The following is a 15,336-nucleotide window of genomic DNA, read 5'->3' as shown; positions in this document are numbered from 1 at the left end:
GACCGGTCTTCGGTGGGACTCTTGAAGACAGCCCAGATCCCGGGTGACACCAGTTCGGAAGGCTTCTCCATGGCCAAGGCTCTCATCGGCCACCTGCAGCACACAGACCCCCGGACCCCGGCTCGACTCGCGGCGGAGAACGCGCGGCTCCGCGCTCGGGTCTCCGAGCTCGAGGCGCTCGCGTTGCGCCTGAGCCGCGAGAACGACGCCCTGGTCGCCGACGCGGCCCACGACGTCGTGCCCGAGGCCGACCTGCAGCCTGTGTGACCCCTGCACGACCCCTGCGTGACCGGCAGCGCGCCGCCTCGTTGAGGAGTCATGCGCGCGCTACCCGCCCTCACCTCGGCCTTCCTGCTGGTGGGCGTCCTGTCGTCCACGGCACCGGCCTCGGCCCACGGTGACGACGACCGTAACCACGAGGTCCGTACCGAGCTGCTGGCGGCGGAGGACACCCCGCTGATCAGCAGCCGGGTCGCCCACCTCGCCAGCAACCCCGGGACGCTCGGCATCTCCGGCTGCTTCATGCCGACCGCTCCCCATTTCGTCACGAGCGGCCTGGAGTCCGTGACGGTCTGGGACGTCTCCGACCCCACGGCGCCCACCCGCGCCGGGGCGCTGGCCAACGCGGTGTTCGAGAACGAGGCGATGAACTGTGGCGAGCGGCGTACGGCCGACGGCACGCGGCGGTTCGTGCTCGTGGGCATCGACCTCTACCAGGCGGCTCCGACCGACCCGCTGCACGTGGCCGACTCCAACGTCGGGGGCAACGAGCTGATGCTGGTCGACGTGACCGACCCGGGCGACGTCCACGTCCTCGCACGGGTGCCGGCCACCACCTCGACCCACACCGTCGCCTGCGTCGAGGAGACGAACTGCCGCTACGCCTACAGCGCCGGCGACAGCGGGTCGGGGAGCTTCTCGGTCTTCGACCTGCGCGACCTCGACCACCCGCGGGAGGTCGACGGCGACCGCGACGAGCCCGGCATCCAGCCCTACCGCTCGCCGACGGCGGGCCACAAGTGGAACTTCGACGCCGACGGCATCGGCACCCACACCGGCTTCGACGGCTCCTCGATGTGGGACGTCGACCGGCCGCGCAGGCCACGCCTGCTCGCCACCACCGGCCGGGCGGGGAAGGGAGCGGCCTGGGGCTTCAACGACTTCATCCACCACAACTCCTTCCGTCCCAACGCCGACGCCTTCCGGCCCGGCGTGAAGCCCTCCCTGGCCCACGGCAACGTCCTGCTGGTCACCGAGGAGGACTACGAGCAGACCGACTGCGCCCTCGCCGGCTCCTTCCAGACGTGGTGGGTCAAGCGGCTCGACGGGGGTCGCGGCGGGATCGTCCCGCTGGACAAGGTCGAGCTCGCCGACCTCGGCAACTTCCCGCTGCCGCGCGGGGCCTTCTGCTCCGCCCACTGGTTCGACTACCGCGCCGGCGGCATCGTGGCTGCCGGTTTCTACGGGGGCGGCATGCAGCTGCTCGACGTCCGCGACCCGCGGCGGATCCGGTCCTACGGCTATGCCCACTGGTTCGCGAGCGAGGTCTGGGACGCGATGTGGGTGCCGGACTACGACGCTCGCGGCCGCCAGACCGGCCAGGACACCAACGTCGTCTACTCCGTCGACCTGGTCCGCGGAGTCGACGTCTACAGCGTCGACGTCCCCGGGAAGGTCGGCCTCGAGCCGACCGGAGGTGGCGTGCCGACGGGCACCCTGGGTGAGCGGGTGGCCGGGGGAGCGGTGCCCGCCGGCCTCGTCGGTGGGGCGCTCGTGCTGACCCTCGCCGTACGCCGCCGCGGGCGCCGTCGCTCGACATGACGGGCGGGGTCAGGGGCGCGTAGCCTCCCGACCTCGTGGGGATCCTCGACCGGCTCGTGCCGCCTCGGCTGGGCCGGGAGTTCCGCAAGCTGCTCGGTGCGTTCTACATCGGCCAGCTCGGCGACGGGATCGCCCTGGCCGCCGGGCCGCTGCTCGTGGCCTCGCAGACCGACAGTGCCGTGCTCGTCGCGCTCGCGGCGGCGCTCCAGCGGGTGCCGTGGCTGCTCTTCGGGCTGCACGCCGGGGCGATCGCGGACCGGCTCGACCGGATGCGGGTGGTCGTCGCGGCCAACACGGTCCGGATCGGTGTCCTCGCCGTGCTCGTGGGCTCGATCGCGACCGGGCTGGTGAACGTCTGGTTGGTGCTCGGCACGATGTTCGCGCTCGGGGTCGCCGAGGTCTTCGCCGACTCCGCCCACGCGACGCTGCTGCCGATGCTGGTCGAGAAGCCCGACCTCGGTGCCGCGAACGCCCGCACGATGGGCGGCTTCCTCGTCATCAACCAGCTCGCGGGCGCACCCGTCGGCGCGCTCCTCTACGGCCTCGGCGCGGCGGTGCCGTTCGGCGCCCAGGCGCTCACCCTCGCGCTCGCCGTGGTCCTGGTCCGGCGGGTCTGCCTTCCGCCCATGCCCGCCCGCGGCACGGACACCCACGTCCTGCAGGACGTCCGCGAGGGCCTGGCCTGGCTGTGGCGCAACCCGGCCGTGCGCACGCTGGCGCTCACCATCCTGCTGTTCAACGTCACCTGGGGAGCGGCGTGGGGCGTCCTGGTCCTCTACGCCACCGACCTGCTCGGCATGAGCGAGGTCGGGTTCGGCCTGATGACCACCATGACCGCGATCGGCGGGATCATCTCCACGCTCTCCTACGACCGGATCGAGCGGCGCTTCTCCCTCGCGGCGGTGATGAAGACCTGCCTGGTCTCCGAGACCCTGATGCACCTGGTGCTCGCCGTCAACCGGTCGCAGGTCGTCGCCCTCGTGGTGATGTTCCTCTTCGGCGCCTACGCCTTCGTGTGGGGGACGCTGTCCAACGCGGTGCGACAGCGGGTCACCCCGACCGAGTTCCAGGGCCGGGTGGGTTCGGTCTACCGCGTCGGCCTCTTCGGCGGCCTCGTCGTCGGCCAGCTGCTCGGCGGCGCGATCGCGGACGTGTCGGGGCTGGCGGCGCCGTACTGGTTCGCCTTCGCCGGCTCCGCGCTGGTGCTGGCCCTGCTGTGGCGACAGCTGCCGCTCGTCGTCCACGCCGACGAGGAGGCGCTGGCCGGGTCGTGAGGCCTCAGCCGGCCGCCTCGCAGACGTCGCGGGTCCGGTGCACACCCTCCTGCATGGACGTCTCGACCGCTCCGCGCTCGGCGGCCGTCAGACGCCAGCGGCGGGCCTCCTCCCAGAACCGGTGCTCGTAGAGCGTGCGACCGTCCGGCAGCCGCTGGAGGTTGAACTCCGAGCCCCCTCGGGGTCGTTCCAGCACCGTGTAGGGGTCCTCCCGCACGCAGGACACCCACTCGGTGCGCGCGAAGTGAGGAGGATCCTCCTCCACCACGGCGAACTCGCACCGGTAGCGCACGTCGTCCCAGACGAGGACCTGGACCTGGACCTCGTGCCCGCCGGGACCTGCCGGCATCCGGGTCCAGGCCTCGACGCAGCGCGGGTCCAGCGTCGGCGCATTCTCCGACGGCCGGATCACCGCCCACACGCGCTCGGGCGGGCCATCGATCTTGATCCGGGCCACGTGGTGGAAGCGGCGCAGGAACACGGGAGCCAGTATGTGTCCTCCCGCGACCGCCGTCAGGCGGACGGTAGGGTGAGCCGCACTGAGCTTCCCCGACCCACCTCAGTGCCACCCGCATGAGCCTGCGACACCGGTGAGGAGCCCTGCGTTGTACCTGAAGAGCCTGACCCTCAAGGGGTTCAAGTCCTTCGCCTCCTCCACGACGCTCCAGCTGGAGCCGGGCATCACCTGCATCGTGGGACCCAACGGATCGGGCAAGTCCAACGTCGTCGACGCCCTCGCCTGGGTCATGGGCGAGGCCAGCGCGAAGTCGCTGCGCGGCGGGAAGATGGACGACGTCATCTTCGCCGGCACCTCCGGACGCCCGCCGCTGGGCCGCGCCGAGGTCGTCCTGACCATCGACAACTCCGACGGCGCGCTGCCGATCGAGTACGCCGAGGTGACGATCAGCCGCACCATGTTCCGCTCGGGCGGGTCGGAGTACGCCATCAACGGCACCGGCTGCCGGCTCCTCGACGTCCAGGAGCTGCTGTCCGACTCGGGCATCGGTCGCGAGATGCACGTGATCGTGGGCCAGGGCCAGCTCGACACCATCCTCCACGCGACGCCGGAGGACCGCCGCGGATTCATCGAGGAGGCCGCCGGGGTCCTCAAGCACCGCAAGCGCAAGGAGAAGGCGCTCCGCAAGCTCGACTCGACCGAGGGCAACCTCAACCGACTCAACGACCTGCTCAGCGAGATCCGCCGCCAGCTCAAGCCGCTGGGCCGCCAGGCCGAGGTGGCGCGCAAGGCCCAGAGCGTCCAGATGGACGTCCGCGACGCCCGCGCGCGCCTGCTCGCCGACGACCTCGTGACCGCCCGCGGCTCCCTGGAGAGGGAGCTCGCCGACGAGACGGTGCTCGTCGAGCGTCGGGCCGAGGTCGAGACGGCCATCGAGGACGCCCAGAAGTCCGAGGCGCGGCTCGAGGGCGGTCTCCGCGAGTCGCTGCCCGCGCTCTCGGCCGCCCAGGACACCTGGTTCGCCCTGTCCGGGCTGCGCGAGCGCATGCGGGGCACCCAGTCGCTCGCCGCGGAGCGGGTGCGCAACTCCCGGTCCGTCGAGGAACAGGGGGAGTCCGGGGGGCGCGACCCTGAGCAGCTCGACGCCGAGGCCGCCCAGGTCCGCGAGCAGGAGCAGCGCATCGCCGCCGAGGTGGGCGAGCGTCGTACGGCGCTCGAGCAGGCCGTCTCCGGGCGCCGCGCCGCCGAGGACGCCGCGGCCGAGGAGGAGCGTCGCATCGCCGGCCTCCAGCGGGCCGCTGCCGACCGGCGCGAGGGTCTGGCCAGGCTCCACGGCCAGGTCAACACGGTCCGGTCGCGTGCCGCTGCCGCCGACGACGAGATCGGTCGCCTCGAGCAGGCCAAGGAGGAGGCCGAGGCCCGGGCAGCCCGTGCCCAGAAGGACTTCACCGCGCTCGAGACCCGGGTCGCCGGCCTCGACGCCGGCGAGGAGGGACTCGACGCCGAGCACGAGGCGGCGAGCGCCGAGCTCGACGACCTCGAGGAGCGGCTCGCCAAGCTGCGCGACGAGGTCCAGCAGGCCGACCGCGACCGCGCGACGCTCCAGGCCCGCAAGGACGCGCTCGAGATCGGCCTCAACCGCAAGGACGGTGCCGGTGCCCTGCTCGCCGCGAGCGACGACGTGTCCGGGCTCCTCGGCTCCGTGGCCGCACTGCTGTCGGTGCGCACGGGCTTCGAGGCTGCGGTCGCGAGCGCGCTGGGGGCCGCCGCCGACGCCGTCGTCGTGGCCGACGCCGACTCGGCGATCGGTGCGCTCGGCCACCTCAAGACCGACGACCTCGGTCGCGCCGGCCTGCTGCTGGGCGGCGCGCCGCTGTCGGACCGCGAGTGGCCCGGCCTTCCGGCGAGGGCGACCTACGCCCTCGACGTGGTCGAGGCCCCGGCCGAGCTGCGCGGCGCGCTGACGCGACTGCTCCACAAGGTGGCCGTGGTCGACGACCTGCCGGCCGCCCGCCGGCTCGTCGGCGAGGCTCCCGACGTCACCGCGGTGACCCGCGAGGGTGACGTGCTGGGCGCCCACTTCGCGTCCGGCGGCTCCAGCAGCCAGCCCAGCCTGCTCGAGATCCAGGCGGCCGTCGACGAGGCCGGCGAGCAGCTGGCCGAGGCGACCGCGACCGCCGAGCGGCTCGGCTTCGACATCTCCCGGATCGAGGCCGAGCGGCTCGCCGCCCAGCAGCGGGTCGACGTGGCGCTCGCGAAGCTCCACGAGTCCGACGCCACCCTGGCCGCCGTCGCCGAGGAGCTCGGCCAGTACGGGTCCCAGGCCCGGGCCGCGCGAGGGGAGGCGGAGCGGCTCGTCGCCGCGATCGCCCGGGCGCGTGAGGCGCGCGAGGCCGACGCGGCCGGCCTCGCCGAGCTCGAGCAGCGGCTCGCGACGGCGGAGGACGCCCCCGACGAGGAGCCGGACACCTCGGCGCGCGAGGAGCTGGCCGAGGCGGCGCGCACGGCGCGGCAGCGCGAGACGGAGGCGCGGCTGTCCCTGCGCACCTCCGAGGAACGTGCACGAGCGCTCCATGGGCGGGCTGACCAGCTGGCCCGCGCTGCCGAGGCCGAGCGGGAGTCCCGGGCCCGGGCCGCCGAACGACGGGAGCGGCTGCTTCGTGAGGGACGCGCCGCCGAGGCCGTCGGCGTGGCCGTGGGCGTCGTGCTCCAGCGGCTCGAGGTCTCGCTCCACCGCGCCGCGGAGGAGCGGGCCGCGGTGGAGGCCGGACGCCAGGAGCAGGAGCAGCAGCTGCTCGCGGTCCGCGGGCGGATGCGCGACCTCGCCCGGCAGCACGACGAGCTGGTCAGCTCGGTCCACCGCGACGAGATGGCGCGCGCCCAGCAGCGGATGCGCATCGAGCAGCTCGAGGAGCGCGCCCTCGACGAGCTGGGGCTCGACCCCGACAACCTCGTGTCCGACTACGGTCCCGACCAGCTGGTGCCGTTCACCGGCGAGGTGGCCGAGGGGGAGGAGACGCCCGAGCCGACCCCGTTCGTCCGTGAGGAGCAGCAGAAGCGGCTGCGCTCCGCCGAGCGGTCGCTCTCGATGCTCGGCCGGGTCAACCCGCTGGCGCTCGAGGAGTTCTCCGCGATGGAGGAGCGCCACAAGTTCCTCACCGAGCAGCTCGAGGACCTCAAGAAGACTCGCAAGGACCTGCTCGACATCGTGCGCGAGGTCGACGCCCGGGTCGAGGAGGTCTTCACCGCGGCCTACGCCGACGTGAGCAAGGCCTTCGACGCGACCTTCGCCAGGCTCTTCCCGGGCGGTGAGGGCCGGCTGGTGCTGACCGCCCCCGACGACATGCTCGCCACCGGCATCGAGGTCGAGGCGCGGCCGCCCGGCAAGAAGGTCAAGCGGCTCTCGTTGCTCTCGGGCGGCGAGCGTTCGCTCGTCGCGGTCGCCTTCCTGGTCGCGCTGTTCAAGGCGCGTCCCTCGCCCTTCTACATCCTCGACGAGGTCGAGGCGGCGCTCGACGACACCAACCTCGGCCGGCTGCTGGAGATCTACGAGGAGCTCCGCGAGAACTCGCAGCTGCTCGTGATCACCCACCAGAAGCGCACGATGGAGGTCGGTGACGCGCTCTACGGCGTGACGATGCGCGGCGACGGGGTCTCGACGGTGATCAGCCAGCGGTTGCGCGACGCGCAGCCTGCCTGAACGGGTCGGGATGAACGAGCGATCGCCGCGGCCCACCCGCGCCGACTACGTCCACTGGGAGCAGGTCACGACCCGCTGGGCCGACATCGACGTCTACGGGCACATGAACAACGCCCGCTACTTCGAGATCATCGACACAGTGGTCAACAACCACCTCGCCAGCGCCACCGGCATCGACATCCGGGAGTTGGACGCCATCGGCGTGGTCGCCGAGGTGGGGTGCCGCTACTTCGCCGAGGTCGGCTATCCCGAGCCGGTCGACGTGGGCGTGGTCGTCGACCGGGTCGGCCGCTCGTCGGTCGTCTACCGGGTGGGGTTGTTCCAGGGCGCCGGTGACGAGGCCGCCGCCGAGGGCCGCTTCGTCCACGTCTACGTCGACAACACCGACCCGGGCCGCCCCACGGTCGAGATGCCGGTCGCCGTCCGCGACGCCGTCACCCCGCTGCTCCGCAGCTGAGGCGCGGCGCGCCGACTGGGAGGGTCCGGACCGGCTGTGGCACGGTGGCCGGCGTGACCTTCATCGTGATCAGCATGGTCGTCATCGTGGCCGTCGCCGGCCTGGTGGTGGCCTTCACTGCCTTCCCCCACCGCGGCGAGGAGATGCCCGGGGTCCCGTGGCTCGGCGAGGCGATGGACCGTGCCGCCGGTGTGCTCCCGACCCTCGACGACGGCGAGCAGGACGAGACCCGCAGCCTGGTCGGCAGGCTCAGCGACTGACGAGCCGCCACGCGCCCGCCTTGCCGCGGGCGTGGTGACGGAGCCGTAGCCGGCACGGTTCGTCCGGCGGACGCCGCGGCTGGTTGGATGGGCGTCATGGGTGAGTGGCTCTACCTCGTCATCGCGATCGCCGTCGCCGGCGTCGCGCTCCTCGTCGGACTGCTGGCGCGCGGACGGTCCGGGCGCTCGGTCCCGCCTGCCGGCGGCACCGACGTCGTCGCGCCGCCGTCGACGGCTCCCGAGGACCTCGATGCCGCGCCCGCCGAGGCGGCGCCGGCGCCGGCGCCGACCGCCCCCGCGCTGGACAAGCCGGAGGGAACCGCCTCGCGGATGCAGCGGCTGCGTGCCCGGCTCGCGGGCTCGCAGGGCGGATTCGGCCGTGGACTGCTGGCCCTGCTCTCGCGCGACAAGCTCGACGAGGACACCTGGGAGTCCATCGAGGACACCCTGCTCACCGCCGACGTCGGGGTCGCTCCGACCCAGCAGGTGGTCGACAACCTGCGCACCCGGTTGCGGGTCGAGGGTGGGGAGTCGCCCGACCCGCGGACGGTGCTGCGCGAGGAGCTCGTCGAGCTCGTCGGCCCCGACCTCGACCGTCGGCTGCGGATCACCGGTGAGGACGGTCGGCCCGGCGTGGTCCTCGTCGTCGGCGTCAACGGCTCCGGCAAGACGACCACGGTCGGCAAGATCGCCCGGATCCTGGTCGCTGAGGACAAGTCGGTTGTGCTGGGCGCCGCCGACACCTTCCGCGCCGCCGCGGTCGACCAGCTCGCGACCTGGGGCGAGCGCGTCGGCGTCGAGGTGGTCCGCGGGCCCGAGGGGGGCGACCCGGCGTCGGTAGCCTTCGACGCCGTGAAGTCGGGCGTCGACCGGGGAGTCGACACCGTCATCGTCGACACCGCCGGGCGGCTCCAGAACAAGGCCGGGCTCATGGACGAGCTCGGCAAGGTCAAGCGGGTCATCGAGAAGCAGGCGCCGGTCACCGAGGTGCTCCTGGTCCTCGACGCCACCACCGGCCAGAACGGCCTGATCCAGGCGCGGGTCTTCTCCGAGGTCGTCGACGTCACCGGCATCGTCCTGACCAAGCTGGACGGCTCGGCGAAGGGCGGCATCGTCGTGGCCGTGCAACGCGAGCTCGGCGTCCCCGTGAAGCTGGTCGGCCTGGGCGAGGGCCCCGACGACCTGGCGCCCTTCGACGCGGGCGCCTTCGTCGACGCGCTGCTGGGCTGAACCCCGCCGTCGTTTAACACGCCCGTAACACGAGGGCAGGACTCGTTGCATGCCCGCAACACGTCCCGCCGCACGACGAAACCTCCGCTCGTCAGGGTTCTCGGCATCGGGGTGGACCTCTGGCCGACAGCGTGGTCGGCGGGGAGGCCACCCTTCCCTGTTCCGAAATCCATGGAGGTCCTGTGGACGGCTATAACGCCTTCATGCTGGTGGCGACGCTGCTGGTGCTGATGATGACCACTCCAGCGCTGGCGCTCTTCTACGGCGGCATGACGCGGTCCAAGTCCGTGCTCAACATGATGATGATGTCCTACGTGGCCATGGCGATCGTCGGCATCGTCTGGGTCCTGTGGGGCTACTCGATGGTGTTCGGCGGTGACGGCACCTTCTTCGCCTCGCCCTTCACCAACTTCGGTCTGAACGACCTCGGCTACGACGGCTACACGTTCATGATGTTCCAGCTGACGTTCGCGGTCATCACGACCGCGCTGATCAGCGGCGCCATCGCCGACCGTGTGAAGTTCTCGGCCTGGGTCGTCTTCGTCCCGCTGTGGGCGACGCTGTCCTACTTCCCGCTCGCGCACATGGTGTTCAGCTGCACCGACGACTCCCTGATCTGCGGCGTGATCGGCGCCCAGGACTACGCCGGCGGCACGGCGGTCCACATCAACGCCGGTGTCGCGGGCCTCGTGCTCGCGCTGGTGGTCGGCAAGCGCCTCGGCTGGCCAAAGGACAAGACCCGCCCGCACAACCTGACGCTGACCATGCTCGGCGCCGCCCTGCTCTGGGTCGGCTGGTACGGCTTCAACGTCGGATCGCTGATCTTCGTCGACGACTTCGACGCCAGCGACCAGTTCCTCGCCGAGACCGGCCTCACCTTCGCCAACACGACGCTGGCGACCATGGCCGCCATCATCGGCTGGCTCCTGGTCGAGAAGGTGCTGCACGGCAAGGCGACCACGCTGGGCGCCGCCTCCGGCATCGTCGCCGGCCTGGTCGCGATCACCCCCGCGGCCGGCGCGGTCAACATCGTCGGCGCACTCGCCATCGGCCTCGTCGCCGGCGCGGTGTGTGCGTGGGCCGTCAGCCTGAAGTTCAAGCTCGGCTTCGACGACTCCCTCGACGTGGTGGGCGTCCACCTCGTCGGTGGCATCATCGGCACCGTGATGATCGGTCTGGTCTCCGTCACCGCGCCGGCCGGCTCCAACGTCGCCGGCGGTGCCGTCGACGGCCTGTTCTACGGCGGCGGCCTCGAGTCGCTCGTCGCCCAGGTCCTCGGCGTGCTCGTGGCCATCGCCTGGTCCGGGATCGCCACCCTCGTCATCGCCCTGGCCATCAAGTTCACCATCGGTTGGCGCGTCAGCGACGAGGCGGAGATCGACGGCATCGACCTCGCCGAGCACGGCGAGAGCGCCTACGACCTGCACACCGGGATCGGCGGCGGCGTGAAGTCCGGCGTCGTGGCGGGTGCCACGGGCGCAGCCCGGGAAGGAGTGAAGGCATGAAGCTCGTCACCGCGGTGATCAAGCCGCACAAGTGGGAGGACGTCCGCGAGGCGCTGGAGACCTTCGGCGTCACCGGCATGACCGTCAGCGAGGTCAGCGGCTACGGCCGCCAGAAGGGCCACACCGAGGTCTACCGCGGCGCGGAGTACGACATCGCCCTCGTCCCGAAGATCCGGATCGAGATCGTGGTCGACGACGCCGACGTCGACGACGTCGTCGGGATCGTCGTGAAGACCGCGCAGACCGGGCGGATCGGCGACGGCAAGGTGTGGACCACCCCGGTCGACTCCGTGGTCCGCGTCCGCACCGGCGAGCAGGACGACGCCGCGCTGTAGGCGCGGCACACAGACACCCCGATGACGGAGAGCGACCGGACGGATCGCACCACCGCCGCAGACACGCTCTGCAGCGCAGCGTTCGAGAAGTCCGGCGCTCCCGTCACCGGGGTGTCGCTCGTCGCGGTCGGCGGCTACGGCCGCGGCGAGCTCGCGCCGTACTCCGACCTCGACGTCGTCCTCGTCCACGACGAGGTGACCGATCCCGGCCGGGCCGCCGAGGAGGTCTGGTACCCGTTGTGGGACAGCGGGACCAGGCTCGACCACTCCGTGCGGTCGTTCCCGGAGATGGTCGAGGCCGCACGCGGCGACCTGAAGGTCGCCCTCGGGTTGCTCGACGCCCGCCACCTGGTCGGCGACGCGGGCCTGACGATGCGCCTGCGCACGACGATGCTGACCGCGTGGCGGCGCGACGCCCGGTCCCGCCTTCCCGAGCTGCGCGAGATGGTGCGGTCCCGCCACGAGATGCTCGGCGAGCTGGCCCACCTCTCCGTGCCCGACGTCAAGGAGGCCGGGGGAGGGTTGCGGGACGCGACGGTGCTCAAGGCGCTGGTCGCCTCCTGGCTCGTCGACGTCCCCCACGCCGAGCTCGAGCAGGCGCGTCACGCGCTGCTCGACGTCCGCGACGTCCTCCACGAGGTCGTGGGCCGGGGCACCGACCGGATCGCCCCCGAGACGTGGCAGCCCCTGGCGAGCGCCCTCGCGCTGCCCGACGAGAGGGCGGCCCAGGTGCACGTCCGCGAGCTGGGCCGGCGCATCCACCACCTCTCGCGCCTGACGTGGCGGCGCGCCGACGCGCTGCTCGCGCCGCCCTCGAGCCGCCGTGGCGCCCGGACGCCCGACCTCGTCCGCATCGCCGACGGGCTCGCGCTCTCCCGCGGCGAGGTCGTCCTCCACGCGCGGGCCCGCCCGGAGGAGGACCACCTGCTCCTGCTGCGCGCCGCGGCCGAGGCCGCCGAGCGTGACGCCGTGCTGGCGCCGGCCACTGCGGAGCGTCTGGTCCGCGACGGTGCCGCGCTGCCCGACCCGTGGCCCGACAGCGCCCGCCAGCTGCTGGTGAGGCTGCTCGCGTCAGGGCGCGGGCTGCTGCCGGTCTGGGAGACGCTCGAGGACGCCGGTGCCCTCGACGTGCTGCTGCCGGAGTGGCAGCGGATCCGGCTGCTGCCCCACGCCTCGCCGATCCACCGGTTCACCGTCGACCGGCACGTCGTCGAGACCTGCATCGAGGCGGCCGGCATGATCCGCCACGTTGCCCGGCCCGACGTCCTGATGGTCGCTGCCCTCCTCCACGACATCGGGAAGGGCGGCCTGACCGAGCACAGCATCGCGGGCGAGCCGATCGCCCGGGAGGTCGCGACCCGCCTCGGGTTCGAGCCCGACGCCGTCGACAGGATCGCGACCCTCGTGCGCTGGCACCTGCTCCTGGCCGAGACGGCCACCACGCGCGACCCCGAGGACCCCGCGACCGTCGCGCTGCTCGTGGACCGGCTGGGTGACGCGGAGAACGTGACCCTTCTCCGATCGTTGACGGAGGCGGACGCCCGCGCCGCGGCGCCCCAGGCCTGGTCGAGCTGGCGCGCCGGCCTGATCGGCGGGCTCGCTCGCCGGGTGATGGCGTCGCTGGAGGACCGGGTGCCGCCGCCCGAGAGCCCGGCCACGCTGCCGGCGCGGCTGCCCGGGGAGGGTGAGGTCGAGATCCTCGTCGAGCAGGAGAGCGACGGCGCCCGCATCACCGTCGTCGCGCCCGACCGGGTCGGGCTGCTCGCCGAGGTGGCGGGGATGTTCGCCCTCCAACGGGCGTCGGTGCGCGCCGCGCGTGCCTTCGCGGAGGGCGACCACGCCGTCTCCGTCTGGTACGTCGCCGACGAGGTCGTGCAGCCCGCCGTCCTCCGCTCGCGCTTCGAGGCGATCGTCGACGGCCGGGTCGACCCGACCGCGCGGCTCAGCCGGGGCCGCATCGGCGCACTCGACCCGAGCGTCACGATCCGACCGGAGGCGTCCCGACAGGCCACCGTGCTCGAGGTCCGGGCGGCGGACCGCCCCGGGGTGCTCCACCTCGCGCTCGCGGCGCTCGCGCGCCTCGACGTCACGGTCCGTTCGGCCCACGTCGACACCCTGGGACCGCAGGCGGTCGACGTCTTCTACCTCCAGGAGGCCAGCGCTGGTGCGCTGTCCGAGCCGCGGGCCGCCGAGGCCGCGCACGCCGTACGCGCGGTGCTCACGCCCGCCGACGACGGCTGATCGACCATCGCGGGCTAGGGTTAGGTGCTGTTCACCCCTCGTCCACCAGCGCCAGGAAAGCCACGTGTTCGCCACTCTCTCCGACCGGCTCGCCGACACCTTCAAGAACCTCCGGGGCAAGGGTCGGCTCTCCGAGGCCGACATCGACGCCACCGCCCGCGAGATCCGGATCGCCCTGCTCGAGGCCGACGTCGCGCTCCCCGTGGTCAAGGAGTTCGTCGCTGCGGTCAAGGAGCGTGCCCGCGGCGAGGAGGTCAGCCAGGCGCTGAACCCCGCCCAGCAGATCGTCAAGATCGTCGACGAGGAGCTCGTCGAGATCCTCGGCGGCGAGACCCGGCGGCTGCGCTACGCCAAGACCGGCCCGACCGTCATCATGCTGGCCGGCCTCCAGGGTGCCGGCAAGACGACGCTCGCGGCCAAGCTGGCGCTGTGGCTCAAGGAGCAGGGCAAGACCCCCCTGCTGGTCGCGGCCGACCTCCAGCGGCCCAACGCCGTCAACCAGCTCCAGGTCAACGGCGAGCGGGTCGGCGTGCCGGTCTTCGCCCCTGAGCCCGGCAACGGCGTGGGTGACCCGGTCGGCGTCGCGCGCGCGTCGGTCGAGGAGGCGAAGCGCAAGCTCCACGACGTCGTCATCGTCGACACCGCCGGACGTCTCGGCGTCGACGCCGAGCTGATGCAGCAGGCCGCCGACATCAGGGACGCCGTGACCCCCGACGAGGTGCTCTTCGTCGTCGACGCGATGATCGGCCAGGACGCCGTCACGACGGCGCAGGCGTTCCTCGACGGCGTGGGCTACGACGGCGTCGTCCTCACCAAGCTCGACGGTGACGCGCGCGGTGGTGCCGCGCTCTCGATCGCCAAGGTCACCGGCAAGCCGGTCATGTTCGCCTCCGCCGGCGAGAAGATGACCGACTTCGACCTCTTCCACCCCGACCGGATGGCCTCGCGCATCCTCGACATGGGCGACATGCTCACCCTGATCGAGCAGGCCGAGAAGACCTTCGACCAGGAGCAGGCGCTCAAGGCGGCCGAGAAGCTCGCCGGCGGCAAGGGCGACTTCACCCTGGACGACTTCCTCGAGCAGATGCAGCAGGTGCGCAAGCTCGGCTCGCTGTCGAAGATCATGGGGATGCTCCCCGGCATGGGGCAGTTCCGCGACCAGCTCGAGAACTTCGACGAGCGCGAGATCGACCGCATCCAGGCGATCATCCAGTCGATGACCCCGGCCGAGCGGGCCGACCCCAAGCTCATCGACGGCTCGCGACGCGCCCGGATCGCCAAGGGGTCGGGCCGCCAGGTCTCCGACGTCAACCAGCTCGTCGACCGCTTCTTCGAGGCGCGCAAGATGATGCAGCAGCTCGCCCGAGGCGGCGGCATGCCCGGGATGCCCGGGATGGGTGGGATGCCGGGCCTTCCCGGCCCCGGCAAGCGCGCCAAGGGGAAGCAGCAGGCCAAGAAGGGCAAGGGCAAGCGCGTCTCCGGCAATCCGGCGAAGGCAGCCCAGCAGAAGCAGGCCGAGCAGGAGCGGGCCGCGTCCGGCGGCGGCAACCCCTTCGGCGCCCCGGCCGGCGACGAGGTCGACTACGAGAAGGCCGCGGCCGCCCTCGACCTGCCGAAGGACTTCTCGAAGTACCTCAAGTGACGACCGTCCTCGTCGTCGACGCCGCCAACGTCGTCGGCGCCCGCCCCGACGGCTGGTGGAAGGACCGCGCCGGGGCGGCCCAGCGCCTCCACGACGACCTGCTCCACGCCGACGTGCCGCACGACGAGATCGTGCTGGTGCTGGAGGGGCAGGCCAAGAACGGGGTCGCGGCCGGGGGCCCGAGGTCGCTGCGGGTCGTCCATGCCCACCAGGACGGCGACTCCGAGATCCGGCGCCAGGCCGAACGTGCCGCCGCCGCCGGCAAGCAGGTGACGGTCGTGACCGCCGACCGTGCCCTCGCCGCCAACGTCCAACCCGCCCAGGTCCTCAGCCCGACCTGGTTGCTCGATCGCATGTAACGCCGGGTTATGACCTCTTCCACTGCGGCATACCCCAGTGGAAGAGGTCATAACC

The 15,336-nt window shown here is 72.4% G+C and carries 13 protein-coding genes; 12 read left to right on the top strand and 1 reads right to left on the bottom strand.

Translation table 11 applies throughout. The features are described 5' to 3' along the window. The first annotated feature begins 69 nt into the window (after window positions 1-69). The 3 genes from ABD091_RS02655 to ABD091_RS02645 are packed head-to-tail and all read left to right on the top strand — an operon-like array spanning window position 70 to window position 3,095. A complete protein-coding gene (locus tag ABD091_RS02655; RefSeq protein ID WP_343915583.1) occupies window positions 70-267 on the top strand; it encodes a hypothetical protein in 198 nt (65 codons plus the stop codon). 51 nt (window positions 268-318) lie between these two features. After that, window positions 319-1,821 (top strand): LVIVD repeat-containing protein, encoded by a 1,503-nt coding sequence (locus tag ABD091_RS02650; protein ID WP_343915582.1) that lies wholly within the window; start codon window positions 319-321, stop codon window positions 1,819-1,821. A gap of 35 nt (window positions 1,822-1,856) precedes the next feature. Beyond that, window positions 1,857-3,095: an MFS transporter gene (locus ABD091_RS02645; RefSeq protein ID WP_343915581.1), complete on the top strand. Its 1,239-nt coding sequence runs from the start codon at window positions 1,857-1,859 to the stop codon at window positions 3,093-3,095. A 4-nt stretch (window positions 3,096-3,099) separates the two neighbouring features. Here the strand turns inward: ABD091_RS02645 and ABD091_RS02640 are convergent, their stop codons facing one another. Further along, window positions 3,100-3,576, bottom strand: a complete 477-nt coding sequence (locus tag ABD091_RS02640) for an SRPBCC family protein (protein WP_343915580.1) — start codon at window positions 3,574-3,576, stop codon at window positions 3,100-3,102. Window positions 3,577-3,700: 124 nt separating this feature from the next. Between ABD091_RS02640 and smc the strand changes: the two genes are divergently transcribed. The 9 genes from smc to ABD091_RS02595 all read left to right on the top strand — a co-directional run bounded on the left by smc (window position 3,701) and on the right by ABD091_RS02595 (window position 15,281). Next, complete coding sequence (gene smc, locus ABD091_RS02635; RefSeq protein WP_343915579.1) at window positions 3,701-7,252, top strand: chromosome segregation protein SMC; 3,552 nt, start codon at window positions 3,701-3,703, stop codon at window positions 7,250-7,252. A 10-nt stretch (window positions 7,253-7,262) separates the two neighbouring features. Further along, window positions 7,263-7,709, top strand: coding sequence for an acyl-CoA thioesterase (locus tag ABD091_RS02630; protein WP_343915578.1), 447 nt, complete (start codon window positions 7,263-7,265; stop codon window positions 7,707-7,709). A 53-nt stretch (window positions 7,710-7,762) separates the two neighbouring features. After that, on the top strand, window positions 7,763-7,969 hold the full coding sequence (locus ABD091_RS02625; protein ID WP_343915577.1) for a hypothetical protein: 207 nt from the start codon (window positions 7,763-7,765) through the stop codon (window positions 7,967-7,969). A gap of 96 nt (window positions 7,970-8,065) precedes the next feature. Beyond that, the gene (gene ftsY / locus ABD091_RS02620; protein WP_343915576.1) at window positions 8,066-9,199 is read left to right on the top strand and encodes a signal recognition particle-docking protein FtsY; all 1,134 of its coding nucleotides are present in this window, start codon (window positions 8,066-8,068) and stop codon (window positions 9,197-9,199) included. 182 nt (window positions 9,200-9,381) lie between these two features. Continuing rightward, window positions 9,382-10,704, top strand: a complete 1,323-nt coding sequence (locus tag ABD091_RS02615; protein ID WP_343915575.1) for an ammonium transporter — start codon at window positions 9,382-9,384, stop codon at window positions 10,702-10,704. Then, window positions 10,701-11,039 (top strand): P-II family nitrogen regulator, encoded by a 339-nt coding sequence (locus ABD091_RS02610; protein ID WP_343915574.1) that lies wholly within the window; start codon window positions 10,701-10,703, stop codon window positions 11,037-11,039. The genes ABD091_RS02615 and ABD091_RS02610 overlap by 4 nt, the downstream gene beginning before the upstream one ends. A 21-nt stretch (window positions 11,040-11,060) precedes the next feature. Beyond that, window positions 11,061-13,280 carry a [protein-PII] uridylyltransferase gene (locus tag ABD091_RS02605; RefSeq protein ID WP_343915573.1) on the top strand — a complete coding sequence of 740 codons (2,220 nt, stop codon included), beginning with the start codon at window positions 11,061-11,063 and terminating at the stop codon, window positions 13,278-13,280. Between the two features lie 64 nt (window positions 13,281-13,344). Beyond that, window positions 13,345-14,922: a signal recognition particle protein gene (gene ffh / locus ABD091_RS02600; protein WP_343915572.1), complete on the top strand. Its 1,578-nt coding sequence runs from the start codon at window positions 13,345-13,347 to the stop codon at window positions 14,920-14,922. Next, complete coding sequence (locus tag ABD091_RS02595) at window positions 14,919-15,281, top strand: PIN domain-containing protein (RefSeq protein WP_343915571.1); 363 nt, start codon at window positions 14,919-14,921, stop codon at window positions 15,279-15,281. Before ffh ends, ABD091_RS02595 begins: the two co-directional genes overlap by 4 nt. Window positions 15,282-15,336: the final 55 nt, after the last annotated feature.

Origin of the sequence: Nocardioides aestuarii (assembly GCF_039527245.1) — a bacterium.
Lineage (GTDB): Bacteria > Actinomycetota > Actinomycetes > Propionibacteriales > Nocardioidaceae > Nocardioides > Nocardioides aestuarii.
Note: the sequence above shows the minus strand (reverse complement) of the source record. Positions and strands in the feature narration are given on the sequence as shown.

Coding starts and splice junctions, on each gene's coding strand:
- ABD091_RS02630 (WP_343915578.1), top strand. CDS start 7,263: ATGAACGAGCGATCGCCGCGGCCCACCCGCGCCGACTACGTCCACTGG.
- ABD091_RS02610 (WP_343915574.1), top strand. CDS start 10,701: ATGAAGCTCGTCACCGCGGTGATCAAGCCGCACAAGTGGGAGGACGTC.
- ABD091_RS02655 (WP_343915583.1), top strand. CDS start 70: ATGGCCAAGGCTCTCATCGGCCACCTGCAGCACACAGACCCCCGGACC.
- ABD091_RS02650 (WP_343915582.1), top strand. CDS start 319: ATGCGCGCGCTACCCGCCCTCACCTCGGCCTTCCTGCTGGTGGGCGTC.
- ABD091_RS02605 (WP_343915573.1), top strand. CDS start 11,061: ATGACGGAGAGCGACCGGACGGATCGCACCACCGCCGCAGACACGCTC.
- ftsY (WP_343915576.1), top strand. CDS start 8,066: ATGGGTGAGTGGCTCTACCTCGTCATCGCGATCGCCGTCGCCGGCGTC.